The sequence below is a fragment of the bacterium genome, assembly GCA_021372615.1.
In the GTDB taxonomy this organism is placed as follows: Bacteria; Armatimonadota; Zipacnadia; order Zipacnadales; family UBA11051; genus JAJFUB01.
The window spans coordinates 1-25,903 of record JAJFUB010000114.1 but is presented as its reverse complement, the minus strand read 5'-3'; the positions used below and the strand labels follow the sequence as shown (position 1 = coordinate 25,903).

General features: G+C 68.4%; 24 protein-coding genes. 12 read left to right on the top strand and 12 right to left on the bottom strand.

The window, feature by feature from the left end; genetic code table 11:
* Positions 1 to 95: 95 nt before the first annotated feature.
* From LLH23_17230 to LLH23_17205, 6 genes are all read right to left on the bottom strand, one after another.
* Positions 96 to 878, bottom strand: coding sequence for a hypothetical protein (locus LLH23_17230; GenBank protein MCE5240208.1), 783 nt, complete (start codon positions 876 to 878; stop codon positions 96 to 98).
* Between the two features lie 26 nt (positions 879 to 904).
* On the bottom strand, positions 905 to 1,780 hold the full coding sequence (locus LLH23_17225; GenBank protein ID MCE5240207.1) for a PDZ domain-containing protein: 876 nt from the start codon (positions 1,778 to 1,780) through the stop codon (positions 905 to 907).
* A gap of 89 nt (positions 1,781 to 1,869) precedes the next feature.
* A complete protein-coding gene (locus LLH23_17220) occupies positions 1,870 to 3,609 on the bottom strand; it encodes an ankyrin repeat domain-containing protein (protein ID MCE5240206.1) in 1,740 nt (579 codons plus the stop codon).
* Positions 3,610 to 3,700: 91 nt separating this feature from the next.
* Complete coding sequence (locus tag LLH23_17215; protein ID MCE5240205.1) at positions 3,701 to 4,420, bottom strand: DUF1559 domain-containing protein; 720 nt, start codon at positions 4,418 to 4,420, stop codon at positions 3,701 to 3,703.
* Between the two features lie 224 nt (positions 4,421 to 4,644).
* Entirely contained in the window at positions 4,645 to 5,598 is a 954-nt protein-coding gene (locus LLH23_17210; protein ID MCE5240204.1) for a DUF4382 domain-containing protein, read from the bottom strand.
* 62 nt (positions 5,599 to 5,660) lie between these two features.
* Positions 5,661 to 6,443 carry a hypothetical protein gene (locus tag LLH23_17205; protein MCE5240203.1) on the bottom strand — a complete coding sequence of 261 codons (783 nt, stop codon included), beginning with the start codon at positions 6,441 to 6,443 and terminating at the stop codon, positions 5,661 to 5,663.
* Between the two features lie 291 nt (positions 6,444 to 6,734).
* Here LLH23_17205 and LLH23_17200 point away from each other — a divergent pair, with 291 nt between their 5' ends.
* From LLH23_17200 to LLH23_17180, 5 genes are all read left to right on the top strand, one after another.
* A complete protein-coding gene (locus tag LLH23_17200) occupies positions 6,735 to 7,121 on the top strand; it encodes a hypothetical protein (GenBank protein ID MCE5240202.1) in 387 nt (128 codons plus the stop codon).
* 21 nt (positions 7,122 to 7,142) lie between these two features.
* Positions 7,143 to 7,424 (top strand): acylphosphatase, encoded by a 282-nt coding sequence (locus LLH23_17195; GenBank protein MCE5240201.1) that lies wholly within the window; start codon positions 7,143 to 7,145, stop codon positions 7,422 to 7,424.
* Positions 7,425 to 7,443: 19 nt separating this feature from the next.
* Positions 7,444 to 8,439 carry a response regulator gene (locus tag LLH23_17190; GenBank protein MCE5240200.1) on the top strand — a complete coding sequence of 332 codons (996 nt, stop codon included), beginning with the start codon at positions 7,444 to 7,446 and terminating at the stop codon, positions 8,437 to 8,439.
* Positions 8,439 to 9,215 carry a methyltransferase domain-containing protein gene (locus LLH23_17185; protein ID MCE5240199.1) on the top strand — a complete coding sequence of 259 codons (777 nt, stop codon included), beginning with the start codon at positions 8,439 to 8,441 and terminating at the stop codon, positions 9,213 to 9,215. Before LLH23_17190 ends, LLH23_17185 begins: the two co-directional genes overlap by 1 nt.
* Before the next feature lie 162 nt (positions 9,216 to 9,377).
* Positions 9,378 to 10,577: a hypothetical protein gene (locus LLH23_17180; GenBank protein ID MCE5240198.1), complete on the top strand. Its 1,200-nt coding sequence runs from the start codon at positions 9,378 to 9,380 to the stop codon at positions 10,575 to 10,577.
* Positions 10,578 to 10,782: 205 nt separating this feature from the next.
* On the opposite strand, the gene LLH23_17175 is transcribed toward LLH23_17180, so the two are convergent.
* A complete protein-coding gene (locus tag LLH23_17175; protein MCE5240197.1) occupies positions 10,783 to 11,829 on the bottom strand; it encodes a Gfo/Idh/MocA family oxidoreductase in 1,047 nt (348 codons plus the stop codon).
* Between the two features lie 239 nt (positions 11,830 to 12,068).
* On the opposite strand from LLH23_17175, the gene LLH23_17170 reads away from it, so the two are divergent.
* Together LLH23_17170 and LLH23_17165 are read left to right on the top strand one after the other, a co-directional pair.
* A complete protein-coding gene (locus LLH23_17170; GenBank protein ID MCE5240196.1) occupies positions 12,069 to 13,136 on the top strand; it encodes a hypothetical protein in 1,068 nt (355 codons plus the stop codon).
* 86 nt (positions 13,137 to 13,222) lie between these two features.
* Positions 13,223 to 14,857: a B12-binding domain-containing radical SAM protein gene (locus tag LLH23_17165; protein MCE5240195.1), complete on the top strand. Its 1,635-nt coding sequence runs from the start codon at positions 13,223 to 13,225 to the stop codon at positions 14,855 to 14,857.
* Positions 14,858 to 14,951: 94 nt separating this feature from the next.
* Here the strand turns inward: LLH23_17165 and LLH23_17160 are convergent, their stop codons facing one another.
* From LLH23_17160 to LLH23_17140, 5 genes are all read right to left on the bottom strand, one after another.
* Complete coding sequence (locus LLH23_17160; protein MCE5240194.1) at positions 14,952 to 16,331, bottom strand: sulfatase-like hydrolase/transferase; 1,380 nt, start codon at positions 16,329 to 16,331, stop codon at positions 14,952 to 14,954.
* 40 nt (positions 16,332 to 16,371) lie between these two features.
* The gene (locus LLH23_17155; protein MCE5240193.1) at positions 16,372 to 17,745 is read right to left on the bottom strand and encodes a sulfatase-like hydrolase/transferase; all 1,374 of its coding nucleotides are present in this window, start codon (positions 17,743 to 17,745) and stop codon (positions 16,372 to 16,374) included.
* A 10-nt stretch (positions 17,746 to 17,755) separates the two neighbouring features.
* Complete coding sequence (hisG, locus tag LLH23_17150; protein MCE5240192.1) at positions 17,756 to 18,634, bottom strand: ATP phosphoribosyltransferase; 879 nt, start codon at positions 18,632 to 18,634, stop codon at positions 17,756 to 17,758.
* A gap of 108 nt (positions 18,635 to 18,742) precedes the next feature.
* Positions 18,743 to 19,408, bottom strand: coding sequence for a LysE family translocator (locus tag LLH23_17145; GenBank protein ID MCE5240191.1), 666 nt, complete (start codon positions 19,406 to 19,408; stop codon positions 18,743 to 18,745).
* A 135-nt stretch (positions 19,409 to 19,543) separates the two neighbouring features.
* Complete coding sequence (locus tag LLH23_17140; GenBank protein ID MCE5240190.1) at positions 19,544 to 20,617, bottom strand: discoidin domain-containing protein; 1,074 nt, start codon at positions 20,615 to 20,617, stop codon at positions 19,544 to 19,546.
* Between the two features lie 161 nt (positions 20,618 to 20,778).
* Between LLH23_17140 and LLH23_17135 the strand changes: the two genes are divergently transcribed.
* The 5 genes from LLH23_17135 (at position 20,779) to LLH23_17115 (ending at position 25,750) form a co-directional block, all read left to right on the top strand.
* Complete coding sequence (locus LLH23_17135) at positions 20,779 to 21,369, top strand: DUF1559 domain-containing protein (GenBank protein MCE5240189.1); 591 nt, start codon at positions 20,779 to 20,781, stop codon at positions 21,367 to 21,369.
* Between the two features lie 257 nt (positions 21,370 to 21,626).
* Positions 21,627 to 22,223, top strand: a complete 597-nt coding sequence (locus LLH23_17130) for a DUF1559 domain-containing protein (protein MCE5240188.1) — start codon at positions 21,627 to 21,629, stop codon at positions 22,221 to 22,223.
* Between the two features lie 79 nt (positions 22,224 to 22,302).
* Positions 22,303 to 23,496 carry a hypothetical protein gene (locus tag LLH23_17125; protein ID MCE5240187.1) on the top strand — a complete coding sequence of 398 codons (1,194 nt, stop codon included), beginning with the start codon at positions 22,303 to 22,305 and terminating at the stop codon, positions 23,494 to 23,496.
* A gap of 288 nt (positions 23,497 to 23,784) precedes the next feature.
* The gene (locus LLH23_17120; protein MCE5240186.1) at positions 23,785 to 24,825 is read left to right on the top strand and encodes a Gfo/Idh/MocA family oxidoreductase; all 1,041 of its coding nucleotides are present in this window, start codon (positions 23,785 to 23,787) and stop codon (positions 24,823 to 24,825) included.
* 16 nt (positions 24,826 to 24,841) lie between these two features.
* Positions 24,842 to 25,750, top strand: a complete 909-nt coding sequence (locus LLH23_17115) for an alpha/beta hydrolase (protein MCE5240185.1) — start codon at positions 24,842 to 24,844, stop codon at positions 25,748 to 25,750.
* The last annotated feature ends 153 nt before the right edge of the window (positions 25,751 to 25,903 follow it).

The following is a 25,903-nucleotide window of genomic DNA, read 5'->3' as shown; positions in this document are numbered from 1 at the left end:
CGGGGCTGCCGCGTAGGTGGGTTCGTCCTCGGACCCACACGACGTGCCGGTTCGTCCTCCAGGCACACGACCTGCGGGTTCGGGGACGAACCCGCCTACTGCATGTTCGCGCGCGCCAGGGCGTACTTCACACCCGAGGCCCACTTGGCGGCCACGGCCTGGGCCGACTGACCGAAGGCCTTGCCGTCGGCGGCCGTGGCCGTGATGACGCCCTTGCCCCCGGCCAGGAACTTCCATCCCCCCGTGACCGGCTGCGTCGTGAGTTGCGACATCTTGACCGGCTTGGCCAGCCAGCTCTTCAGCGCGGCGGCGGCGGCCTGCGCCCGTTTGGCGGCCGCGGTCGGTGCGCCGGGGATGTACATGGCAATGTTGCCGTTGATCGCGACGACGCCGCAACGCCGCCCGTTGACGGTCGTCGCACCCGTGGTGACGGTGGCCCGGATCTGGCGCGGCGGCGCGGCGGCCTCGACTTCCGCGGCCGTGGCCGGCCGCAACTGCCCCTGCAGCCCTGCCTGCACGGCATGCTCCAGATCGGCGTGCGTCCAGTTGAACCCCACCGGCATCTGGAAGGCCACCGCGTGTGTCTTGCTCGCGTACGGGAACTTCACCAGCGCCGAGCCGTTCAGCTCGATGGTCAGGCAGCGATGGCCGGACTGCTGCCAGCGCTTGAGGCCCTTGCCCCGGTCCCCGAAGTCAACCATCTCCAGTGACACATGAGGTCTGTGCTTGGCCTTCAGCGCGTTGAGGAAGTCCACGGTCTCGGCCTGACAACCGCTGCTGACGTTGATGTAGGCGCGGATGGCGACCTGCTGCTGTGGCGCGGCCCACGCCAGCGCCGGTAGCAGCGCCAGCGCGCTGACCCATGCTCTGCTTGCCATGGCGACTCCTCGCGTCTGTGTGGCGCCTACTGCCCCGCCGCCTTCGCCTGCAGCGTCACCTTCTCCTGGCCTCGGGCCACAGTCAGCGTCTGGATGGTCCCGCCCGTGGGCTTCAGTCGCGCCAGGGCATCATCCAGGTCCTTGGGGCACTTGACCGGCTTGCCGTCACAACCGATGATGACATCCTTCGCCTGGACGCCGAAGCTCTCGGCCAGGCCACCGGGCTTGACCTCAACGATGCCGGCGCCGACGCCGAAGGCGCTATCGGCGGGAGAGCGCACCACCGTCACTGCCAACGCCGCGTCCACACGGTCAGCGGGGCACGATCCGGTCGGAACGGCGGGGCCACCCCCCGTCTCGGACGCGGTGATGGCCACCGCCCCGTTGTCATACGCCACGACCAGCCCGAGGGCCTCGGCCAGCGGCCGCAACGGCGCATAGCTGATGCCGCGAATGAGCCGCGGGCACAGCGGCCAGGAGACCATCTGCGAGTCCGTGCCGTCGTAGATGGTAACCGCGTGGCTGCCGAGCATCAGCTCCACCCGACGTGCGCCGCGGGTCAGCACGACATGCCGGTCGCCGCCCCACTCCAGGTTGGCGCCGGCCATCGTCAGCAGGCGTACAGGCGTAAGCAGCGACCCGGTGACTTCCAGGGCCTGGACCCCGTAGGTGGCACCGTTGACGGTGAGCAGCACGGGCTTGGTCACACAGACATAGCGGGGGCCGGTCAGTGTCGTGCCCGTCGCCGAGGTCTGCGCGGTCGGGGCCTTCTGCCCCTTGACCAGCGGGCAGCACGGACCGTAGCTGCCCTCGGCCGGCTGGGCCAGGGCGCCTGAGGTCAACGCCAGAATGAGGAAGACAACGATCAGGAGGCTGAGACTACAGAGGGCTGCCAGACGCATGGGAGTCCACCTCGCGTGGGCCTGATGTGGCACTTACAGGCAAGAACGACGGCCTTCCCACTTTCGTTCCCACGACGCCCGCGGAGCGGCTACTTGCGCACCTCGACCCACCAGCCGCGCTCAGGCAGGTTGTCCGGCTCGTGCAGCAGGCGGACCTGCTGGATGCCGAGCTTGCGGCACTGCTCCACCATGTCTTGCTCCAGTGGCACCCACCCGCCGCTGCCCTTGCCCCGGTTGGCCACGATGTCAGCCTTGAGCCCGTCGAGGATCTGCTTGTCAATCAGCCGCGAGAAGCCCCCGCCGATGTAGGCCACCCCGCCGGGCTTGAGGATGCGGTAGGCTTCCTTGACCCCCTGCACCTGGCTGGGCCAGAAGAAGATGGAGCCGCGACTGATGACGATATCGGCGAAGTTGTCCACGAAGGGCAGGGCCATCGCATCGCCCTCGATGGGGATGACGCGGTCGGACAGACCGTTCTCGACGGCCAACAGTCCGCACAGGCGCACGGCCGCCGGGTCAATGTCGAGCACATAGGACTTGAGGTTCGTGATCTTCACCAGGGCCGTCGAGAGCGAGCCGCAGCCCCCGCCCAGGTCTACGCAGATGCCGTCCTTGACGCCATAGTCCATCACGATCTGGCGCGCCAGGGCCGGGTAGACCGGGGCGAACCTGCCGACCGCTGTCTTGTAGAAGGAGTACTGCCCGATCAGTTGGGCCTTGTAGTCCTCGGCCGCGGCGGGCTGTCGCGGGGAGGCGGCCGCCTGGCGCAGCAGGTGGGCGACCTCGCGGTGGCCGTTGTCCTGGGCCGCGCGGGCCGGCGAGAGCCCGCCGAGGCCGCGGGCGAGAGGGTCGGCGCCATGCTGCAGCAGGAACGCCACGACGTCCCCGCGGCCGGTCCGCGCCGCCCAGTGCAGCGGCGTCAGCCCGACCTCATCGCGGGTGTTGACCTGCGCCCAGTGGTCCAGTAGCAGGCGCACGGTCGGCACGGCGCCCTGCCCGGCCGCCTGATGCAGGGGGCTGTCGCCGTGGTAACAGTGGATGTTGGCCTCCGCGCCGCGCGACAGGAGATATGCGGCCACCTCCGGGCGGTTGTTGCGGCAGGCCATCATCAGGGCGGTCCAGGTGCGCCCGTCCTGCTCGTCCACGGGCGTACCCCTGGCGACTAGCTGCTTGACCCGCGCCAGGTCCCCAAAGGCTGCCGCGGCGTGAATGGTGTAGGCCGCGCCATGGGCGAGTAGAAGCCGGCCGACGGCCGGGTGGGCCTGCCGGGCCGCCTTGGCGAGTGCCGTCTCCCCGGCGTCGTCCTGCGCGTCCACAGCGGCACCGTGCGCCAGGAGCCATCGCGCGACTTCGGTGTGCCCGTTGCGGGAGGCCATGATGAGCGGAGTCCACCCGTGGGGGTCGCGACTGTCCACCGCCTGGCTGGCGGCGAGGTAGCCCTGCAGCGCCGCGAGGTCGCCCAGGCCCGCGGCCAGCACGGCGCTCGACTTGGCGCCGTGCTCCAGGAGCAGGGCAGCGGCCGCGCGGCAGTTCTCGCGTACGGCCCAGTTGAGCGGGGTCATGCCGGCCGGGTCCGTCGCCGCCACGTCGGCCCCCGCCGCGAGAAGCTGCGCCACGACAGCAGGCTGCTCGCCTCGTGCCGCCACGAGCAGGGGCGTCATGCCGTCGGCGTCGCGCGAGTCCACGGGCCGGCCACTCGCGAGCAACCGCGCGACGAGGCGCGTGTCGCCGCGGCGGGCCGCGTCGCTCAGCGAGGCGGCGTGACCCATGCCGGCGGCGACGACCAGGCTGAGGGCGAGGCCCAGGGGGAACAGGGAACGAGGGTGCATGGCAAGTGTCCTGTGCCGACGGGATGCGCGCCAGAGGACAGGAGCGCGGCTGCCGGCGCCGCGCTCCCTCTTGCCTCCGGGACGACTGCGCCTAGTGGAACACATTCTTGGACTGGCCCGGCTGGAACTTCACGTGGCCGTCCAGGTAGCCGACGTTGACGGAGCCGAAGGCGGCGGAGTGGATCTTGACGGAGTTGCCTGAGCCGTAGAAGGGGTCGGACCAGACCCAGATGTCAGCAGCCGCAATGCTGGTTCCCTCCGAGGCCACTGACAGTATGCGCGGACCGTTCTTGTAGTACGTCTCGCCGGCGAAGGCCCCGCCGGTCAGGAAGCCGCCGCTGGCCTTGGCGAGCCAGGTCGAGGTCCCGTCGGTGCTGCCGCCCGGGATGGTCGTTGGCACCGTGCCCCACGGCGCGCCGGTGACGAGGTTGTTGTCATAGCTGTAGTAGTAGTAGCTGATGTTGCCGTAGCCGAAGTTGGTGGCGGTGGCGGCCACGTCGGGCGTGTTGACCATCTTCGAGGCCGAAGGGCAGTACAGGATCTGAGTGTTCTTGATGTAGGGCAGGATCTCCCCGATGAGCCGCGTATGTGGGTTGACGGGGAAGTAGTCGCAGGGCAGCAACTCGTCGTAGTCCTGCGCGTACGACAGACATGCGAGCGTCAACTGCCGCACGTTCGAGGAGCAACTGGACTTGCGCGCCGACTCCCGGGCGCGGGCGAAGACGGGAAACAGGATGGCCGCGAGGATGGCGATGATGGCGATGACGACCAGCAACTCAATCAGCGTGAACCCTCGTGAGATGGACCGCATGGCACTCGCTCCTCTACACGCATGGATGCTATGAGGGAATTGTACCCGAGTGCCACGAGAGAAGGGAGAGCGGAAGCAGTACGGTTTGCGCACTTTCTGCGGGTGTGCCTTTTCCTTCGGGGCCCCGCCGGCTTCCTGCGGGTGTTCCTGGCGCTGCACCGCAGACGGCGGACGGAGGGTAGGGGCGGACGACCGCCCCTACCCTCTCAGACGAACGCGCGGTGCTATGGCGTGGGGGCCAAGAGCGTGATGGCGCCCACCACCGTGTCGGCCCCTATGGTCACGGTGTAGAACAACGGGACTGTGGCCGAGTCGTAGCTCGTGTAGCCGGTCGCGTCCACGCGCACTGCGTACGAGCCCGCCGGGAGGAAGGCGCGGAACGACCCGTCCTCCGGGTTGACCGTACCAGAGGCTACCGCGATTGAACTCCCCTCCGGCATGATGGACACAAGGGCGGTCGGCCACGCCTCGGCGGGCCCCACCGTCCCGCTCAGCGAGCCGTAGGTGCTCAGCCGGTCGGCCATCGTCACGATGCGGATGCCGGTGGGCTTCAGCAGGTACTTGCCGCTGGCGCCGGCGCTGACGATTGCCCGCGAGGGATCGAAGTCCAGGGCCACCGCCGTCAGCTCACCGGGCTGGACCGTGAACTTCCCGGCAATCTTCAGGCCCGACTGCTGCCCGCTCGGGGTGTCCAGTGGCAACTTGGCCGTCGGGTCGGCGGCGAGTGTTACGTAGTTCACCGGCTCCCCGGTCGCTGGATTGGGCGCCAGGACCAGCCGTATCTGCTCGTAGTCACCGGCCGGCACCGAGGCCGTCCCCAGCACTTGCTGGATGAACCCCAGCGTCAGCACATCCACGACCTGCGGGGTATCGAAGGCGACCACCAGGGGCAGACCGGGGCCTGTCTCCTCGCCCGCGTCCCCCGCAGGCACTGCGTACACAGCCGTGATGCTCACGACGACATTGGCGTAGGGGCCGCTGGCGTCGGTGAGGGCCACGCTCAGGGTCCCCCTGTCCTCGTCACCACCGCCGCCCCCGCAGCCACTCAGGGCCAGCGTCAGCAGGCCGCCGCCCAGCAGCACTGCGGCCCATAGCCCGCCTCGCCACCCCCGGGTTCCTCCCCCTCTACTGCCTCCGCAAGTGGCGTCCCGGACGCTAAGGCGGTGTACTCGTGTCATGGCTTGTCTCCTCTTGAGCTAGGATAGGCGCGTCTGATGTTGCGTGCGTGAGTGCCCCGTCGTCAGTGGCCCTTGGCCTTGCCCTTGCCCTGTCCGTGGCCCTGGCCCTGCCCGTGGCTCTGACCCTGACCATGGCCCTGGCCCGCGGCGTTGCCCTGGCCGCCACCGGCCGTGGCCCCGGAGGCATGGCCCCGGAACTCCTGGCCGCCCTTGGGCTTCTGCGGGCGCTTGCGCGCGCTCTTGCCGACCCCGACCTTGTCGGCCACCGCATTCCAGGAATGCAGCGACCGACGCGCCTTGAGCAGATCGCTCACGGAACGGTGTGACTTGGCGCCGAGGTCCAGCGCAATCAGCACACCGAGGAGGGGGGTGCCGGCTTGCTGCCAGCCCCGCACGCGGTCCTCCCCGACACCGTAGTACCGCGAGAGGGTCCACACCACCACCAGGCGCTCGAAGTCGTCATCGCGCATGGAGCCGATGTCCAGGCCCTTGCGCAGCTTGTTGAAGGCACCGGGATGGACGCCCAGGTCGTGGGCGATCTGGCCCCAGCCGCGTCCCTGCGACCGCCAGGCCGCGAGCCGATGGTGGTCGGCGTCGAGCATCCGGGAGAACAGGAGCGTGGTCAGAACACCCGACAGCGGCAGTCTGACGTCGCTGTGGTAGTGCACAACAACCGTGGTGTCGAAGCCCAGGAAGGAGGCGATGCCGGCCACCAGCAGCGCCTCGCCCAGACTGACATCAGAGGCGCTCATGCCCACGGCGAGGTTGACGGCCGCGGTGCCGGGAGCGGGCAGCAAGCTCAGGGCGATGATGATAAGCAGCGCAAGCGGGAGAGTCTGTCTCACAGTGATCACCTCGACGCCTTGACCAACGGCGTCGCCCATGGTCAGGCCCTCCCGCGACGCCAGGTGCTGGATGTGTGCGGCCCCGCCCGTGAAGGGGGAGCCACATTGTGAACATACCCGTCGAGGCGTTCAGGGCAATCTCAGGGTTCACTCATGGTCAGCGCTACGGAGCGTAGCGCCGACCGCGGAGCCGTCGGCGGCCGAGGCAGACCCCATGTCAGCCCCCCGACGTCTCGCCGTTGCCGCTCCTCCCGGCGCATGGTATAATCCGCCCAACAGAGGAGTGACGCGATGGGGCAGGACGCTGCCGTCAACCAGCCTTCGCACGTGCTCAATCAGGCCGTGGGCCTGCTGGTCTTCCTGGCTGGCGTGGCCCTGTTGGCCCTGGTGTTCTGGTGGGCATACCGCCTGTACGATGGTCTCGATGCGAACCTGCTGGGGGTGCAGGCAGGGCAGGTCCGGCCGGCTGTGTCGGGCCTGACTCCCACCGCGCCCTTACCGTCGGGCACCCTTACCGCCAAGCCCGAAGCGCGCATGGCGCTCTCCCCGCTGGCGCTCGTGCTGGTGGCCAAACTGCTGGTCCTGTTGGTGATGGGGTGGATTGGCGGGCTGATTGCCAGCAAGGGCATCGGCCTGGCGACCGGCCCGCCGCGAGCCGCGACGCCACCGGCCGCCTAGGAGGTGGCCCCCGCGAGCCAGATGCGCCTCCATGCCATTGTATCCGGGAGGGTACAAGGGGTTGGCTTCCGCACCTTCGTGTTGAGCGAGGCCCGGAGGCTTGGCGTCAGGGGCCTGGTGCGCAACCTGCGTGGCGACCAGGTGGAGGCCGTGGCCGAGGGTGAGCGCGCCCAACTCGAGCGCCTGGCCGCAGCGTTGCGTCAGGGGCCGCCGGCGGCGCGAGTGACCCATGTGCAGGTGTCGTGGGGTGAGCCGACCGGGAGCTTCACGAGCTTCTCCGTCCAGCCGTCAGCCTGGGCCTAGCCCGAAGAGGGGTCACGGCATGTCGCAGTCGGCCGACCGCATTCTCCTGATTGACGATGACCCCATCCTGCTCCGCGTGAGCGCGGAGGTGCTGCACCGCCAGGGCCATGAGATCGTGACCGCCGGCAGCGGCCAGGAGGGCCTGCGCCTGCTGGAGCAGCAACCCTTCGCGGCCGCCATCCTCGACATCGTCCTCCCCGACACTGACGGTCTCACCGTCCTCAAGGCCATCAAGGCCACCGACCCCGATGTCGTCGTGCTGCTCGTCACCGGCTATGCCAGCCTCGATACGGCGATCGAGGCCCTGCGCTGCGGCGCCTACGACTACCTGCGCAAGCCCTTCGCCAACGCCGACCTGGTGCGGATCGTGCAGCGCGGCCTGGAGCAGCGCCGACTCGCCCTCACCAACCGCCGCCTGCTCGACGAACTCAACGCCATCAACCGTGACCTGATGGAGCGGGTGAGCCTGGCCACCGATGAGCTGACGGCCTTCGTCCGGCTGGGGCGGGAGTTCGAGGAGGCCGGCGCGCCGCTGCACATGCTCGAGCGCGTCCTGCGGGCTGCGGCCCAGCTCACCAGCGCGGCCCACTGCGGGCTCTTCCAGCGCGGCCACGACGGGCGCGTGACGTGCCTCAGTGCCGTGGGCGAGCGGGCGGGTGAACTCAAACCCCTGGAGCTGTCTGAAGAGCGCATAGTCCAGGAGGCTCTCGCGACTGAGAAGCCGGTCATTCAGTCGCATCTCCTCGGCGACCCGGCGACAGCCACCGGTCCGCTGGCCCTGGCCGGCTTCGCCGCTGCGCTGGTCGTGCCGCTGCCCGGCCTGGCCGAGACGACCGGCGCCCTGGTGTTGCTGGACGGCGAGAAGGAGTTCACGGAGCGCCAGGCCAGCCTGGTGAAGGTCATGGCGGCCCATGCCGCGGAGATCATCCCGGCCGTCAGCGCCGCTCCCCGCTCCGCCATGGCGGCCAACGACGAGTTCGTAGACCTGCAAGATCTCCTGGGCCGGGGTTCGTGATGCCTGTGGATCAGCCCTGGTGGCAGGTCTTCTTCGACCACGCCGATTCCCTCGTTCTGTCCCGCTTTCCTGATCCCGAGGAGACGCGCGAACAGGTCGCGGCACTGCAGCGGCTCGTGCCCCTGCGCCACGAGGACGCCATCGCCGACATCTGCTGCGGCATGGGGCGGCACCTGCTGCCGCTCCTGGCCGAGGGCTACCAACTGGTGGGCCTGGACTTCTCGCCGATGATGCTGCGCCTGGCGCAGGAGGGCTGGACCGCGGGCTTCCCAGCCCGCGAGACAAAGCCCGCGCTCCGGCTCGTCCAGGGCGCCGCCCAGGCCCTGCCCTTCGCCGACCGGTCCTTCGACGTGGTCCTGAACCTGTTCAACAGCTTCGGCTATCTGCCGACCGACGGCGAGAACCAGCAGGTGCTCAGCGAGGCGGCCCGCTGCCTGAAGCCCGGCGGGCGCTTCTTCCTCGACACCCGCAACAGCACCCACCAGATCCTGTATGCCCCCTACCGCGAGGTCGTTCGCGTCGGCCGCCGCCACGAGTACGTCATGCGCTGCACGTACGACCGGCAGGGCCGCCGGCTCGACTCCCACTGGTACGACGCGCAGGATCAGACCCGCCGGGTTCATCACGCCTCCATTCGCCTCTACGGGCTGGAGGAGCTGACCGCGATGCTGGAGGAGGCGGGGTTCGAGGTCGTGGCCCAGTACGGCGCCTATGACGGCCACGACTTCGAGGGCTGGGAGCGGGAACTGCTGTTGCTGTGCCACAGGCGCAGCTAGACCGCGCCTGGTTGAAGGCCTCGGTACCCCAGTAGGGCAGGCGGCGTCGGTACTCCAGTAGGGCAGGCGGCCTCGCCTGCCCGTCCCCGAGCCGCGCGGGCGAGGCCGCCCGCGCTACTGAGGAACGACAGACAGGACAGGAAGGCGGACGGGAGCCAAGCCATGGACTTCAGCACCCAGCAACTCTACGACGCGGCCGAAGCGGCCTGGGTTCGGTCGTGGGAGTGGTACTTCCACCCCGCCACCGGCCTGTTCTACGACTACCTGTGCAGCACGGACCCGGCCGAGCGCTTCCGCTATCTGCCCACCCCCGAAGAGATTGCGCGCCAGTGCCCCAACCCCAACGGCTGGGGCGCGGGGATGGAGGATAGCTCCATCAACGCCGGCGTGTGGATGGGGATGGTCTGCGATCGCTTTGCCGTCACGGGAGAGGAGCACCTGCGCGAGGCGGCCACGCGCGTCTACCAGGGCATGGTCCTGTGCGCGACCGTGAGCCCCTCGGCGGGATTCGTCGCGCGCAGCGTCAGCCCGGCAGACCGCACGTCGCACTTCATGGAGAGTTCGCGGGACCAGTACACCTGGCACGCCTACGGCCTATGGCGCTTCAGCCGCTCGGAGCTGGCCGACGAGACGCAACGCGCGACGATCCGCGAGATCATCACGGCCGTCTGCGAGCGCCTGGAGCGCACTGTCCGGCCGGGTGAGACCGACTACCACATCTGCCGCGAGGACGGGAAGCCCGGACTGGTGGACAAGATGTGGCTGGTTGACCCCCACGAGATCGCGCGCCTGCCCATGCTCTATGCCATCGGCGCGGACCTTACCGGCGAGGCGCACTGGGCGGGCAAGTGCCGGGAGTATGCCGACCAGGCCGCACGCGAGTCGGTGCTCCCTCCAGCCACGAGGCTGGCGTACGCCTTCCTGCAGCAGCAGGTCTCACTCGAGGCGCTGTACGAGTTGGCTGCTGCTGAGTCGCCGCTGCGGACGGCCTGGGGGGAGGCGCTGGAGTTCGTCGCAGGCTGGATGGAGGCGTTCCCCCGGCAATGCCAGCAGTATGTCCCCGTGGATGTGGCGGCGCTGGACACGGACTGGCGGCACTGGGAGTTCGCGTGTCAGAGCGGCTATAGCGTGCCGCGCTGGCCAGAGGCCCTACGGCAGGAGGACGCGACGGTGCGCCAGCCGGGCGAGGCCCAACTCGCGCAGCTCATGTGCCCAACCTGGCAGCCGTCGGACGAGTGGCTGGCGTTGCTGGCCCGGACGCTGTGCCAGGTGGATTACTGTGCGTCCGTGGGCTACGGGCTCTTCTACCCGCTGGCGGCGTACTGGCGGGCCGTGCGGCGAGGGGTCGTGGAGTTGCCCTGACCTGAGTAGCCAGAGCGTCCCGCCCTACCGGCCAGTGTGGGACACTCCCTGGACCCCCTGTGGAAAAGCGTGTGGATAACCGTCTGACAGGCCGTCGGGGATGTGGACAACTTGCCGGCGAGGTGGTGGAGAGTGTGGACAACGCCAAGGGAAAGCCGCGCTCGACCACGAGCGCGGCCTGATCGTTGCTCAGGGAGACACGGCCCTACCGGAGCGGCAGCGTTACCGCCTGGCGTGTCTCCGAGGCGCGGTAGATCGCGAGGATCAGTTCGACGGCGCGTCGGGCTTCCTGGCCGTTGAGCACCGGCTGGCGTCCCTCCTCGGCTGCGGCCAGCAGGTCGCCAATCTGCTCGGCATGGGCCTGTACCGCCTCCGCGCCCATGCCCTGCTTGGGGTCCGCCGAGCCGCCGGTGCGTCCCTCACCCGGATGATACTCCGTCTCGTCGCCCTCGACTTCCCAGAGCTGCAGCTCGTCCCCGGCGATGATGACATTTCCCTGCGTGCCGTGGACTTCCAGGCGCTGGGGATGGCCCTTGTAGGTGCAGGTGGTGCCCTGAATCACGCCCTGAGCGCCGTTCTCGAACTGGATGACGGCGCTGGCGCAGTCCTCGACCTCGATGCTGCGGTGGCCCAGGTTGTCCGCCAGGCCGAAGACCTGCACGGGCTTGCCCATCATCCACAGGAGTAGGTCAATGGTGTGGATGCTCTGGTTGATGAGCGCCCCGCCCCCGTCCAGCTTCTTGGTGCCATGCCAGCCGTCGCTGTAGTACTCCTCGGAGCGGTACCACGGCACGATGGCGTTGCCGTACAGCAGCTTGCCCAGCCGCCCGTCGAGGATGGCGTGCTTGAGCCGCTTGTAGACGGCATAGCTGCGGGACTGGTGGGTGGCGCCGACGAGTACGTGGTTGGCCGCGGCCGCGGCGATGAGGGCATCAATGCGCTCTAGCGTAATGTCAATCGGCTTGGTGCAGATCACATGCTTGCCGGCCTCGGCGCACTGGATGCCCAGCTTGGCGTGCAGCCCCGAAGGCACCACGACATTGCACACATGGATGTCATCACGCTTGAGCATCTCCGCCAGGTCGGTGTACCAGGCGCAGCCGAACTGCTCGGCCTTGGCCTGCGCGGCCGGCTCGCGTGTGTCGCAGACGGCGATGACCTCGGCGTTGGGTAGCGACTGGATCGCGCTCAGGTGCGTATCCGAGATCACTCCACAACCGACTACTCCGAAGCCATACTTGCGCCCAGTCATGCCCATCACTCTCCTGCTGATGCCCTGCCGGGAAGGCAAGGGCAATTATCATATCATGTTTGATAGGGTGTCGTGAAGAGTTCTGTCACGAGGGCAGGAGTGTCCGGCGCACGGGTACATCGCCCGACAAGAGTGTCGGGCGTACCGGCGCAGGGCCCCGCCGGAACGGCGTGCAGGCAGGAGAGCGTCCGGTGGGAGGGAAATGCGCTTCATTGCCCTGCGCATGGAGAGGTTCACCTATGATGAAGCTACTCGCAGCATTGAGCCCGGCCCTGCTGCTCGCCGCCCTGGCCCCGCTTCTGGCCGCGCCCCCGGCGGCGCTGTCCAACGCCGGCTTTGAGGCGGACGCGGATAGGAATGGCGTTCCAGACGTCTGGAGCCGGTACGTCTCCTCGTTCGGCCATGCCGACCTCGCCCTGGACCGGCAGGTCAAGAGCGAGGGGCAGGCGGCGCTGCGGGTGCAGGTCGGCGAGAAGACGCGTTGTGCGGTCAGCCAGCTCTTCTCCGTGGCGCAGCCGGGCACGTACACCTTCAGTTGCCGGGTGCGGATGCCGTCGCCGGCCACGACTGTGGCCCAACTGCAGATCGAGTGGTTCCAGACGGTGGAATGGCCCCGGCGCATCCGCCTCGTCGCCTCGGAGGCGCCCTCGGCGACCCTGGGCGATGCCGCCGACTGGACGGACCTCGCCGCCACGGGCACCAAGCCCGCTACCGCCGACCTGGCGCTCGTGGCCATCGTCGTGGGCAACGGCCAGACCCCGGCGGGCACGGCCTGGGTGGACGAGGCCCGCTGGCGGACCGGGGCCTTCCCGGCGCCCCTGGTCAGCAACCCCGGCTTTGAGCAGGGCCCGACGAAGGACGGCCACCCGGAGGGCTGGGGACCGGCTGCCTATGGCGGAGGCTTTGAGCTGAAGCGGGACGACACCGTGGCCCACACGGGTAGAGCCTCGGCGCGTCTGACCGGTGCGAAGGAGCATGGGGACCGCTCGTGCTACGTGCAGGCCACGCCGGTCTTCGCCCCGCCAGCCAAGGTGCGGCTGTCCTTCTGGTACAAGGGCACGGGCCAGGCAGCGCTCGTGATGCATCTGCTAACTCCGGCCGGGGTGCAGAAGCCCGGCGGCGGCATCGGCTATGGCGAGATCACCGGAACGCCGCCACTGTTGCCGGGGTGGCAGCAGTTCAGCCAGGAGATCGCGGTGCCCGACGAAGCCCGGCAGGCCGGTGTCATGCGCGTGGACATCATCCTGTACCAGCGGGGCGAGGGCACGCTGTGGTATGATGACGTGAAGGTGGAGTTGCTGGAGTAGTCCTGACAAGGGGCGCTTCACGATAGGACGTATCAGTGATAGAATGGTCCTTATTGCCACAGACATTCCGAATTTGAGGGCTCGTCATGTCGCGCGTTCTGCTTCTCAGCTACCCGGGGTACCCTTCCACACCTGCCCAACTGGTCGCCAATCCCTGGCTCGCGCATCTGGCCGGGGCGCTCCTGGAGGCCGGGCACGAGCCCCTCGCCCTGGACTTCGGCACGGTCTCGATGATGCGCCGGCTCTTCCCCGAGGCGCTCACGGCGCAGCTTAAGGGCATAGTCGGCGGCATGAACGTCGCCGCCGGCCTGGACGAGAAGGCCCTGGCGGTGCTGACCGACCTGTCGGCGCGACTGGAAGCCCACCAGGCGCAGGTGGAGCAGGAGCTGGTGGCCGAGGTCGTGGCCGCCGTTGAGGGCTTCGCCCCGCAGGTCGTCGTCCTGGAGCTGGGGGACGGCGACGGCTTCACCGGCACGCTGCAGATGGCCGCGGCGCTGCGCGAGCGGTTCCCCGACCTCATCATCGCCGCCAGCGGACGCAAGGCCGCCTGGTTCCGCGGCCGCGTTCTCCGGGCTGCCCCGCAGTTCACCGCGATCATCCACGGCGACCCCGAGGATGCGGTCTACGATCTGGCCGAGGTGGCCGCCGGGAAGATGTCCCTGCCCGAGGTCACGGGCATCTCGTACCAGGACGGCGCCTCCGCCATCGAGGCCGAGCGGGCCGACTACGCCCTGGGCGATCTCCCCGTGCCGGTCTACGCGGCGGACGTCTACCCCGCGATGGCCGGTGATGAGAAGATCAAGATGGGGATCATCACCGAGAGTCGGGGCTGCGCCAATCGCTGCGCCTTCTGCCTGCACCCCTACGAGGACGGTGACCACCAGCGCCTCGCGCCGGCCGCGCGCGTCGTGGACACGATGGCGGAACTGCAGGAGCGCTATGGCATGGGCGTCTTCCGTCTGTGCGGGGCGTCCACGCCGGGCGAGCTGCTGCGTGACATCGCCCGCGAGATCCTCCAGCGTGGCCTGAAGGTGCAGTACAACTCCTTCGGCCATTTCCGCAACGCCCGGCCCGAGGACTTCGCCACGCTGGCGCAGTCGGGCCTGTACTCGCTCTTCTTCGGCCTCGAGTCCGGGTCGCAGGAGATCCTGAACAGGGCGGTGCACAAGGGGATCAGGCTGGAGCGGGTCCGCGAGAACATCGCGGCCTGCAAGGCCGCGGGTATCTTCACCGCCGCCTCGATGATCGTGCCGCTACCCTTCGACACGCCGGAGACTCTGGCCGAGAGCCTCACCTTCGTGACCGAGGTGAAGCCCGATGCGGTGCCGCTGCAGTTCCCCGGCCTGATGCCCGGCACGCGGTGGGCGCAGGAGCCGGACAAGTACAACATCGAGATCGAGGACGTCGAGGCCTACCTGACGGCCTTCATGGACTACCGCATCAAGCTGCTGTTCCCGCCGCCGTTCTGGACCCCGCTGCCGTACAAGGTGAACGGCATGGGCTTCCAGGAGTTGACCGGGGTGACGATGCGGTTCGCCGGGCAGCTCGAACAGGCGGGGATCCTGACGAACCTGTCGCACACGCTGGCGGCCATCGCCCAGTCGGCGGGGATGCCGTCCCGGCAGTTGCGGGATGCAGCGCAGCTATGGTTTGTGACGGGGGACGCCGAGGCGGTGGGGCGGATGGTGGCGCGGGCGAACGCCTCGATGATCGTGCGGTAGCTGCGGATCGCGTAGGCGGGTCCGTCCTCGAACCCGCACCGTTGGCTCATTCGTGTCCGCGGGTTCGAGGACGAACCCGCCTACGCGATCTGCCTCACAGATACCCGAGGTCCTGCAGGCGGCGATCCAGGATCTCTTCCTCGGCGTCGCTCAGATCGTCGGCGGCCGCGTGGGGGTGGCAACGGGTGCGGAAGGCGTCCAGGCGCATCCGCAGCGCCGCAGCCTGCTCGGGGTGGGCGCTCAGCACGTCATGTGCCTCGTCCGGGTCTTCGCGCAGGTGGTACAGCTCGGAGTGGCCGTTGTCGCACGTGATGAGCTTCCAGTCGTCCGCGATGACCGCAGCCATGTGGCAGTCGAAGCGGTCGAAGTCGAACCCCGGCGCATCCTCGCGGTTGCGCGCCAGGCTCCTGGCCCCCAGCTTCTCCCGCTCGCAGATGGCCGTCTCGCGCCCTTGTCCTCCCAGCGCCTTGAGCAGGCTCAGACGCTGGCCCGCTGTCGCCGGCAAGCGGTCGGCGATGCCGGCCGCTTCCGCCAGCGTCTGCGTCACATCCGTGTGCTGCACCAGCGCCGGGCAAACGCTGCCCCCGGTGAAGCCCGGGCCGCGCACGACCAGCGGCACGTGGATGAGCGGTTGGTAGATGCCCGACGGAGCGCCGTGCCCGACGAGACCATGCTCGCCCAGCATGTCCCCGTGGTCTGACACCACGACGAGTAGCGTCTTCTCCGCGACGTGCCGAGGCGCCAGCGCCGCGACGATCTCCCCGACGAGGCTGTCCACGTATGCGGTCGCGCCGGTGCACAGGGCCTGCACGTCCTGGAGGTCCTCGACGGTGGCCGTGACGGCAAAGTTGCGGGGGCGGCGCATCCGCTGGGCCAGCGACAGCAACCGCGAGCGCGGCAGGGGCCGGCGCTGGAAGCGCTGCAGGAACTCGGGCGGGCATGGGTACGGGTGGTGGGCGTCGTTGAGCCACAGCAGTGCGAACCAGGGCCCGTCCGTGTGCCGCAGCCAGCGCCGGAAGCTCCCCACCAGCTTCCCCCCCGCCGACCGCATCAGCCCCAGCGGCTGCAGCACGTTGACCACCACCGAGGAGGCTACGCGCCGGTCCTGCGGCGGGAAGCGGTGGCTGTCGAAGCCCCGGTCCAGGCCGCTGCGGGCCGTCACCCACAGGTTGTTCGTGGCGCTGAAGGTCTGGTAGCCCGCCTCACGCAGCAACTCCGCGAGGGTAGGCACGTCCGGGGACAACCGACGGGCGATCTCGCCCTGGTGCTCGCGCGGGGTCAGGCCTGTGAGCAGCGAAAGCGCCGTCGGCAGCGTCCAGGTGGACTCGGCGGTGGCACGACTGAAGCGCACGCCCTCGGACGCCAGGGCAGCCAGATGAGGCGTCACGTCCGGCCCTGCCCCGGTACAGGAGGCGCGGTCGGCACGCACGGAGTCCAGCACGACCAACAGGATGTTGGGGGACGATGACGACATCAGGTGTCTTCCGCCGGGCGAACGGCCGCCCGATTCCCTCCTACAGGTAACCCAGGTCTTGCAGACGCCGGTCCACGATCGCGGCGTCGTCGCGCTCAAGGCCGACGGTAGCTGCGTGCGGCGTAGCGCGAGTGTGGTAGTCGGCGACAAGACTGGCGAGGAAATCGGCGCGGTCAGGCCGTTCGGCCAGCAGGTTCCGCGTCTCGCCAGGGTCGTCCGCCAGGCGGTACAACTCATTGGGACCGGGGCGCCGGGTGATGAGCTTCCAGCCATCGGCCACGACAGCAGTCATCTCGCACAGGTGCGGTGCAAAGTCGAAGTGTGGCGTCTTCTTCCGTTCGCGCTCCAGACGCGCGCCGCTGAGTTGGTCGCGCTCACAGAGCGCCGCCGCGCGCCCCAGGCCACAGGCCGCGTCGCGCAGGTCTACGCGCTCGGCGGCAGTTGGCGGCAGGCGGTCGGCCATCCCTGCCGCGGCGGCGGCGGTGTAGGTGAGGTCGGCCACCTGCACCAGCGCCGGCGACACCGTCTCGTCGAGCCCGGGGGCGCACAGCAACAGAGGCACGTGGATCAACGGCTGGTACATGCCGGCCGCCGGGCCGTGGCCCATCAGCCCGCGCTCGCCGAGCATGTCGCCATGGTCTGCGGCCAGTATGGCGAGCGTACTGTCCCACAGGTTCCCCTGCGACAGCGCCTCGGCCAACCGTCCCACCAGCGCGTCCACATAGGTCGTGGCGTTGGCATGGAGCCGGGCGAAGTAGCCGCCCAGCCGGGGCGCCTCGAGCGCGAGCCGGCGCGGGTGGCGGAGGTCGTCGGTCAGACGCAGGCGCTGCCACCGCGACAGAGGCGCCGTCTCGGGCTGGACCCCTAGCCAGCCGGGCACCCGGTACGGGTGGTGGGTGTCGTTGAGCCACAACGTGGCGAACCAGGGGCGGCTGACGCCGCGCACCCACTCCGCAAAGCACTCAACCAGGACCGCGCCCCCGGGGTCGCCCCGCCCCAGCGCCTCGCGAAGACTGTGCCTCAGGCGGCCGGCAGGCGACTCGCCCTGGCGCGGCGTGGTGAAGACCTCGAACCCACTCGCCAGTCCGGTGCCGGCGCCCACGAAGGGGTTGCCGCTGCCCCCGAAGGTAGCGTAGCCGGCCTCCTGCATGAGTGAGGCAAGGGTAGGGAGATGATCGGGCAGGTGGCGGTGGCTCTCGGCGCGGTGCTCGCGCGGAGTTAGCCCCGTACAAAGCGTAAGCGCCATCGGCAGAGTCCAGGTGGACTCGCTGATGGCGCTGGCGAACCGCACGCCGCGTGCGGCCAGAGCATCCAGGCTCGGGGTGCGTGCACCGGGCCCGCCGTAGCAGCCCAGACGGTCGGTGCGCACAGAATCCATCATGACCAGGAGGACATTCATGCCTGACCCGGGCATGCCTGGCCTCCTAGAGGATGATCTTGTTCAGCGGGTACTCGATGATGCCCTGCGCGCCGGCGCCCTTGAGGCGCAGGATCAGGTCGCGCACGATCCTCTTGTCCACGATGGTCTCCACCGCGACCCAATCCCCGCCCGCCAGGGGCGAGATGGTCGGGTTCTTGAGCGCCGGGAGCTGCCCGATGACCGTGTCCAGATCGCTCTGCTGCACGTTCATCTTCAGGCCGACCTTCTCTTCCGCGGCCAGAGCCCCGCGCAGCAGTAGCGCGATGTTGTCAATCTTCTGCCGCTTCCACGGGTCCGCCCAGGCGTCCGGGTTGGCGATGAACTTGGTCGTGGACTCGAAGAGCACGTCAATGATGCGCAGGTTGTTGGCGCGGATGGTGCTGCCGGTCTCCGTGCCCTCAATGATGGCATCCACCAGCGAGGGGCACTTGGCCTCGGTGGCGCCCCACGAGTACTCGATCTGGGCTGTCACGCCGTGGCTGCTCAGGTACGTCTCGGCCGCATGGGTCAGCTCCGTGGCGATGCGCTTGCCCTGCAGGTCCTGCACGGTCTGGTAGGGAGAGTCCTCGGCGACACACAACACCCACTTGTACGGCCGCATCCCGCGCTTGGCGTAGATCAGGTCGGCGACCTCGACGATGCGGTCCTCGACGCCGCGCTCCTTGATCCAGTCCAGGCCGGTCAGGCCGCAATCCAGCACCCCGTCGGCCACGTAGGTGGGCATCTCCTGGGCGCGCAGCAGCACACTCCAGAGGTCCTCGTCGTCAATGTGGGGTTTGTACTGGCGCTCGTCCACCGAGATGCGGAAACCCGCCTTCTCGAACATGGCGATGGTGGCTTCTTGCAGGCTGCCCTTGGGCAGGCCGATTCTGAGTTCGGGCACGATATGTCACTCCTACGGATCGGGTTACAGGTCACAGGTGACAGGTGACAGGTGACAGGTGACAGGTGACAGGTGACAGGTGACAGGTGACAGGTGACAGGTGACAGGTTACGCACTGCTGCTTGTGGGCGGCGCGGCGCCGCGTGCGGGCCGCAGCAATCTGACCCCATTATACAGGAACCACAGGGCCAGTACAGCCACGGCCACGCCGCAGCTGCCGACCAGCCAGTTGTACCAGGCCCCCGCCAGCCAGCTACGCGCCGCGACGATCAGCACCGCGACGAAGGCATACCAGGTGTAGTCGGACAACTCGTGGCCCAGATAGAAGGCCAGGTACTCGCGCCGGGTCTGCGGGCCGGTCTGCGCCAACTGCCCCACGCCAATGGTGGCCCACCAGCCGGTGAAGTACGGGTTGGCGAGGCTGACCGCCGCCCCGGCCAGCAGCAGCACCGGCACCGACATGGCCTCGTCCTGCGTCACGCCCAGCCGGACGGCGGCGGCGTTGCGGACCATGTCTATGCCCATATAGAGCAGGGCCGCCCCGCCGATCAAACCGATGCCGCCGCGTACTCTGGGTCGTGCCAGGACCATCCGCAGCCCCAGCACCAGCAGGAGCATCAGGAGCAGCTCCAGCAGGGCATGGCCGGTGATGAGCCAGATCGCCGCCATGAAGCCGGTCGCCGCGACCTGACCGATGGTCAAGGCCAGCAGCGGTCCCGGCATCATGGCGCCGGAGAAGCCGGTCAGGAAGGCGAGGCCGAAGATGCGTGTCACGGCGGTTGAGAGCCAGAAGTTGAGAGTTGATAGCTGATAGTGAACGGCAACAGCACGGGACAGGCCGGCGGCCTGTCCCGTAGTGACGGCATGAGGAGTGTAGCACAAAGTGCACGGAAGGTAAATCGGGCGCGGTCAGCGCGCCTTGATCTCCGCCACCCACAGCAGGTTCGGGCGCGTCGCGGAGCCCTTGCCGGCGGGCGTGAAGACCCGGAACTTGCTGACGGTGACTGGCGCGAAGCGGGCGGTCGTCACCCGCCCGGGCTTCTCCCCCTCGGCCGGGGAGCTGTAGACCGCCTTCCAGCCCTCCCCGTCGGGGATCTGCACCTGGAACTGCGTCGCGGTGTGCGCCACGTCGGTGTAGGCCGCCCAGTAGACGGTGACCTCCTTGATCGGCGCGGGCTTGGGGAGGGTCACCTCAGCCCAGTGGTCGGCCGGGACCTCCAGCGAGGCCCAGGTGACATCATTGCCGCAACTGGTGCCGGACAGAGCGGCGATGCCGTCATTGACGCACACCAGCGACTCGTAGCCGGGGAAGCTGCTGTCCACCTTCACCGTCGCCCCCAGCGCCGCCAGGGCGACGTTGCCCTTCTCGACGTAGTTGAGCCGCACCAGGTAGCGGCCGACGTTGCGCTGCGGCGAGGCATCGGCCGCGGACAGCGCGATCTCGTGGGCGCCATACTCCAGCGGCGGTAGGTTCAGCGTCAGCGTGACCTGTCGGGGGTTGGAGGTGCTGGCGGCCATCGGGGACGGCCACGCGACGCCGTCCAGGCGGGCCTGCCAGCCCTGCGGCTGCAGCGCGTTCTGGCTGTCGCCAAAGCCGGCCATGATGCGCCGCGGCGGCGTCCCCATCGCTCCCAGGTCCATCACCGGCGCCACCTTGCGGGCCCTACCGTCCACCTTCAGCCCCATCAGGCGCGGGCCCGCGAAGTCGTCCATCACCAGCCCGGCCGGCGGGTTGACCAGCAACATCACCTCGGATGATCCCAGCTTCGCGGGATCGAGGCGGAAGAGCAGGCGACCATCCTGGCTCTCCACGTCAGCCGGCTGCCACTTGCCCGCGCCGGCGCGGATGAACACCTGCGGCTTCGCCTCACCGCAGCCGGGCAACTGCAGCAGGACCGGGCCAGTGAAGCTGGCGGCATACAGGCCAGCCGCAGAGGCGGCAGTAAGGAATAGAAAGCAGCACAGAATCGTCAGAAAGCGCATGGGGCACCTGCCGGCAGAGAGTGTGGGGCGTCACTTCGGTGGCGGGTACGGAATCACCTCCGATGCTGTGCAGAAGTGCTTCCCCTGATTGGTAGCAGTCCGTATAATGGTGGTTCGCCACCCCGGCTTGGGCCGGGGCACACAGATCAGGAGGTACGTCTATGCGCAGGGGTTTCACGCTCATCGAGTTGTTGGTCGTCATCGCGATCATCGCGATCCTCGCCGCCATTCTCTTCCCGGTGTTCGCCAAGGCCCGCGAGAAGGCGCGTCAGTCGAGCTGCAACTCCAACATGCGGCAGCTCGGCATCGCGTTCCAGGCGTACGCGCAGGACTATGACGAGAGGTTCCCTGGTTCGGGCGCGACGTTCGCTGACCCGTATCCGTGGGGCTACTGGATCGTCAAGACCAACGGCGCGAACTCATGGGATGTCGCCAATGGCGCCATCTACTCGTACATCAAGAACGCCCAGCTCTACATCTGCCCGTCGCGTCGGGCGGACCCGCGGCCGAACTGCACCTATGAGATGAATGGCAGCGTGTCGTGGGCCTCGCTGGGCGCCATAGACGATGTCTCCGGCACGGCCCTGGTCACCGAGGCCGTCAACGATGACGGCTCGTGCACCTCGACCGACGGTGGCGGTGGCTACTCGACCCACAACGACGGCTCGAATGTCTGCTTCGTTGACGGCCACGCCAAGTGGCTCAAGAGCACCAACATGCTGCCGAGCCTGTTCACGCCGGCCAGCGACTAGGATCGGCGGTTCAGCGGCCCAGGGGTTTGGCCGGGGCATGCCTCCGAGTCATGACCTCGGGCAGTCGTGAAGGCTCCCTTCCATGCGGAAGGGAGCCTTTCTTTTGGCCCGGTGTACACCCGACGCAGTGGCGAGATCGAGGCTGGTGACGATTCTGGAACATGAGAGGGGGATTCCGGCGAGGGCACGAGGAATGTATATAGCATATGGGCGTCCTCGGCTTTCGCCGAGACCATGCGAGCAGGGGAGGCTCGACCATGCGTAGAGGCTTCACACTCATTGAGTTGTTGGTGGTGATCGCGATCATCGCGATACTCGCTGCCATCCTCTTCCCTGTGTTTGCCAGGGCCCGAGAGAAGGCCCGCCAGACCAGTTGCATGTCCAACCTCAAGCAACTCGGCCTGGCCGCCCTCGCGTACGGCCAGGACTATGACGAGATGCTGCCCAGGGCCGACCCCGGTAACGCGGGACTGGCCCCTCTCGGCTACGGAGCGTGGATGACGACGCAGACCGTTGGGGTCTGGGAGCCCAGTGGCGGATCGCTGTACCCCTACGTTAGGAACGCGCAGCTGTTCGTGTGTCCGTCGCGCAAGAGCGAGGCCTACCCGGGCTGCAGCTACGAGATGAACCAGCTGGTCTCAGCGGTGACGTTGGCCGTGCTGGATGATGTGTCCGGCACGGCGCTGTTCGAGGAATCGCAGTGCGATGACGCAGCCGGCTATCCGACCGATGACTTCGGGCGCTTCGCCTGCCACAACGGCGGCTCGAACGTCGCCTTCACCGACGGCCACGCCAAGTGGCTCAACCGCCAGAGCCTCCTGAAGGCAAACCTCTACACGTACCAGTCGGACTAGCCGCGTCGTCGCGGGCTCTCCCGGGGGCTCCTCTTCGCGCGAAGAGGAGCCCTTTCTCCATGCGGCGAATAGCCGCGCCATGGACCCCAACCGCGCCCTGAAGCGCATCCGCCTGCAGCCCGTGGATCGCATCCCCCACTGGGAGCACTTCTCCAACCCCGACGCCTTCACGCTGCTGTCTGGCATTGACGCCTGGCAGCACCCGCGCCTGGCGGCGCAGAAGGTCGCCGAACTGTACCCCCTCGACATGGGCGTGGGCATCCCCGCCACCGACGACCCGATCGAGCGCCTGCCGGAGGGCGAGTCGTCGTTCGTCAACGCCGATGGGCGCAAGTGCGTCCGCTGGGGCGGGGGCATGACCAGCCACTGGGAATGGGGCAAGGCCTTCACCAGCGTCGAGCAGGCGATCGCCTATCAGCCCCTGGAGCACCTGGACCTGCGCGAGGCGCAGGTGGTGTGCAACTTCGACTTCCGCAAGTCGGTGGAGGACTGGGCGCAGGAGATCCAGGGTGGGGAGTTGCCGCGGGGGGAAGTGCCGCGTGGGCCGGCGTGTCCCCACGCCGGCAGCGGGCGTGAGGACACGCCCGCCCACGCGACCCCCGCTGGCCCGGCACCCGCCTACGCGCCGCCGCCACGGGCCGACCACCTCAAGGGCGCCGGCTTCTACAACACCATCTTCATGTGGCCGCTGCTGACCTTCGGGTGGGAGGTCTTCCTGGAGCTGGCCGGCGGCCACAAGGCCGAACTCAGGCGCCTGATGCGTGACTTCTCCGAGTTGTCCCGCAAGTACTTCACCGCGGTGACGCTCACCGATGTCAACTACTGCGTCTGCCATGACGACGTCTGCATGGCGCGCGGGCCGGTCTGCTCGCCAGCGTGGATGCACGAGTTCGTCTACCCGTACTACGAAGAGTTCTGGAGCTTGATGAAGGCCAGCGGGATCAAGGTCATCTTCATGACCGACGGCAACCCCGAGACCATCGTGGACGACATCTTCGCCTGCGGCGCCGATGGCCTGATCTCCGAGCCCTTCGCCGACTACCACGACATCAACCGCCGCCACCCGGACAAGATTCTCGCCGGCGAGGGCGACAACCGCATCCTGCAGACCCACGACCGCGAAGCCATCCGCCAGATGACCCAGCGGATGTGCCAACTGGGCCGCGAGTGCCCCGGCTACTTCATGTGCATCGGCAACCACATCCCCTGGAACGTCCCGGCCGAGAGCGTGAAGTGGTACTTCGAGTTCTCGGACGAGTATGGGTGGCTGTAGCGGCAGGTGACAGGTGACAGGTGACAGGTGATGGGGGCCGTGCGCGCCGAAGGCGCCGACGTGTGTAGCGGCGGGCGGGAGCCCGCCGGGGGGAGGCACAGCCCTCTTCTCATCGCGCGCCCCGCAGGGGCCGCCGGAGCCTCCGCGAGGGGCTGCTGGCCCTGGGCACGCTGGCGCGGGTGCGCCCTGTCACGAATGACGGAACGGCCAAGGCGCGGGCTGGAAGCCCGCGGTCCCAGGAACGACAACGGCTGCCAGCTGGAAGCTGGCGCTCCTACGGAGGGCGAGATGAGCAAGGTGCGCGTCGGTGTCGTTGGGCTTGGGGGCAACGGCTCGGGGCATACCCAGAGCTACTGGCATAGCCCGAACGCGGAGTTGGTCGGTATCTGCGACTTGAACCCCCAGCGGTTGCAGTGGGCCAAGGACTCCCTCGGCCTCGACGACAGCGTCGGGATGTACACCAGCCTGGAGGAGATGCTCGACCAGGCGAACCTGGATGCCCTGTCGGTCAACACCTCCGATCATCTGCACGCCGGGCCGTTCGTGCAGGGCCTGGAGGCCGGGTGCCATGTCATCGTCGAGAAGCCCATGGGCAACACGCTGGACGACCTGTACGCGATGACGGAGGCCGCGCGCCAGTCCGACCGCAAGACGATGGTCGGGCAGATCCTGCGCTTCAATCCCTACTACAACGCCGTCCACGACCTGTGCGCCTCGGGGAAGCTCGGGGAGATCTTCTATCTGGAGTCCGACTACATCCACGCCCTGCAGGGCCAGGCCGACCCCGCGCGCCTCAATCCCTTCATCGGCAACATCAACTGGTACCTCGAACACGAGAAGGTACTCGTCGGCGGGTGCAGCCACCAGTTCGACCTACTCCGCTGGTTCGCCAACTCCTATGCGATCGAGGCCATGGGCTATGGCAACAGCATCGCCTTCCCGGCGATGAAGCACCCGGACTGCATGTGCGCGGTGGTGAAACTCGCCAGCGGCGCGGTGTGCAAGCTCACGGGGGCGTACGGCATCGTGGGCCCACGACCGGCCTTCAACAACCTGGAGGTCTACGGCACGCAGGGCACGGTGCGCGGGGCGAAGGTGATGCTGGGCCACGGGCACGACGTGGACGAGGAGTTTGACATTGCCGACAAGCAGATCGCCGGCCATCCGTACGAGCCGGAGATCGAGCACTTCCTGGACTGCATCATCCACGACAAGCCGACGCTGGTGGACGCCTTCGAGGGCGCCAACAGCGCGGCGGCGATGATCGTGGCGACCGAGGCGGTGGAGACGGGGCAGGTGCTAACGGTGCCGCACTTCAGTCGCGACTGAGGAGAGAGCAACACCCATGGTATCGAGTGAGAGCCGCGAACGCTACCGCCTTCTGCGCGAGGGCACTCCCTTTGGCACCAACGGGTTCGACCTGCAGGGGTTGCGGCAGGGCATGGCGACGCGACGCGAGCCCGTTGACCCAGCGGTCCAGTGCGTGCCGACCGCCGCGGGGAGCGTGCCCGCCACATGGGTGCTGGCCCCCGGAGCGGACCCGGAGGTGCGGCTGCTGTACCTGCACGGCGGCGGCTTCGTCTCAGGGTCGGGAGCCTTCTATCTCCCGCTCGCGGCGCACCTTTCGGCGGCGGCGCGATGTGCCGTGCTGCTGCCGGACTACCGTCTGGCCCCTGAGCATCCCTTCCCGGCGGGCCTGGAGGACTGCGTCCAGGCGTATGAGTGGCTTGCGGCCCACGGTCCCATCGGGCCGACGCCAGCCCGCGCCATGTTCATCGGGGGCGACTCGGCGGGCGGCGGCCTGACGCTGTCCGTGCTGCTGGTGTTGCGCGACCGGGGGCAGCGCCCGCCGGATGGCGCCCTGCCACTGTCGCCCTTTGCCGACTGCACGCTGTCGGGCGACTCGATCCGATCAGAGGATGGCCTCGACCCCATCATGAACCCCCGCTGTCTTCCGGACTTCGTGAACTGCTACGTCCCGGAGACACAGGCGCACGACCCCCTGGTCTCACCGGTGTTCGCCGACTACACCGATCTGCCTCCCCTGCTCATCCAGGTCGGCGAGCGCGAGATCATTCGGGATGACAGCGTCAGAGTGGCAGCCCGGGCGCAGGCTGATGGGGTGGACGTCACACTGGAGATCTGGGAGGGCATGTGGCACGTGTTCCAGTCGCACGAGCCGCTGGTGCCCGAGGCACGCGAGGCGATCGAGCACCTGGCGGCGTTCGTGCGGTCGCGTGCCGCCAGCGTCTAGTACTGACTTGCGTGAGTTCGCGCACTAACGGGAGATAGGTCGTGGGTGTCGCGTCGTGTGCGACGGGCCCCACGACTGGGGGCGGGGCCCCACGACCGATTGGCGCCCATGATGTCTTCCGGCCGGGTTGTCGGGGCCGTGGGTACGGCGTCG

What these genes read in the sequence shown, in the direction of transcription:
- LLH23_17230 (MCE5240208.1), bottom strand. Translation starts at nt 878, where the DNA reads ATGGCAAGCAGAGCATGGGTCAGCGCGCTGGCGCTGCTACCGGCGCTG.
- LLH23_17225 (MCE5240207.1), bottom strand. Translation starts at nt 1,780, where the DNA reads ATGCGTCTGGCAGCCCTCTGTAGTCTCAGCCTCCTGATCGTTGTCTTC.
- LLH23_17220 (MCE5240206.1), bottom strand. Translation starts at nt 3,609, where the DNA reads ATGCACCCTCGTTCCCTGTTCCCCCTGGGCCTCGCCCTCAGCCTGGTC.
- LLH23_17215 (MCE5240205.1), bottom strand. Translation starts at nt 4,420, where the DNA reads ATGCGGTCCATCTCACGAGGGTTCACGCTGATTGAGTTGCTGGTCGTC.
- LLH23_17210 (MCE5240204.1), bottom strand. Translation starts at nt 5,598, where the DNA reads ATGACACGAGTACACCGCCTTAGCGTCCGGGACGCCACTTGCGGAGGC.
- LLH23_17200 (MCE5240202.1), top strand. Translation starts at nt 6,735, where the DNA reads ATGGGGCAGGACGCTGCCGTCAACCAGCCTTCGCACGTGCTCAATCAG.
- LLH23_17195 (MCE5240201.1), top strand. Translation starts at nt 7,143, where the DNA reads ATGCGCCTCCATGCCATTGTATCCGGGAGGGTACAAGGGGTTGGCTTC.
- LLH23_17190 (MCE5240200.1), top strand. Translation starts at nt 7,444, where the DNA reads ATGTCGCAGTCGGCCGACCGCATTCTCCTGATTGACGATGACCCCATC.
- LLH23_17185 (MCE5240199.1), top strand. Translation starts at nt 8,439, where the DNA reads ATGCCTGTGGATCAGCCCTGGTGGCAGGTCTTCTTCGACCACGCCGAT.
- LLH23_17180 (MCE5240198.1), top strand. Translation starts at nt 9,378, where the DNA reads ATGGACTTCAGCACCCAGCAACTCTACGACGCGGCCGAAGCGGCCTGG.
- LLH23_17175 (MCE5240197.1), bottom strand. Translation starts at nt 11,829, where the DNA reads ATGACTGGGCGCAAGTATGGCTTCGGAGTAGTCGGTTGTGGAGTGATC.
- LLH23_17170 (MCE5240196.1), top strand. Translation starts at nt 12,069, where the DNA reads ATGATGAAGCTACTCGCAGCATTGAGCCCGGCCCTGCTGCTCGCCGCC.
- LLH23_17165 (MCE5240195.1), top strand. Translation starts at nt 13,223, where the DNA reads ATGTCGCGCGTTCTGCTTCTCAGCTACCCGGGGTACCCTTCCACACCT.
- LLH23_17160 (MCE5240194.1), bottom strand. Translation starts at nt 16,331, where the DNA reads ATGTCGTCATCGTCCCCCAACATCCTGTTGGTCGTGCTGGACTCCGTG.
- LLH23_17155 (MCE5240193.1), bottom strand. Translation starts at nt 17,745, where the DNA reads ATGCCCGGGTCAGGCATGAATGTCCTCCTGGTCATGATGGATTCTGTG.
- LLH23_17140 (MCE5240190.1), bottom strand. Translation starts at nt 20,617, where the DNA reads ATGCGCTTTCTGACGATTCTGTGCTGCTTTCTATTCCTTACTGCCGCC.
- LLH23_17135 (MCE5240189.1), top strand. Translation starts at nt 20,779, where the DNA reads ATGCGCAGGGGTTTCACGCTCATCGAGTTGTTGGTCGTCATCGCGATC.
- LLH23_17130 (MCE5240188.1), top strand. Translation starts at nt 21,627, where the DNA reads ATGCGTAGAGGCTTCACACTCATTGAGTTGTTGGTGGTGATCGCGATC.
- LLH23_17125 (MCE5240187.1), top strand. Translation starts at nt 22,303, where the DNA reads ATGGACCCCAACCGCGCCCTGAAGCGCATCCGCCTGCAGCCCGTGGAT.
- LLH23_17120 (MCE5240186.1), top strand. Translation starts at nt 23,785, where the DNA reads ATGAGCAAGGTGCGCGTCGGTGTCGTTGGGCTTGGGGGCAACGGCTCG.
- LLH23_17115 (MCE5240185.1), top strand. Translation starts at nt 24,842, where the DNA reads ATGGTATCGAGTGAGAGCCGCGAACGCTACCGCCTTCTGCGCGAGGGC.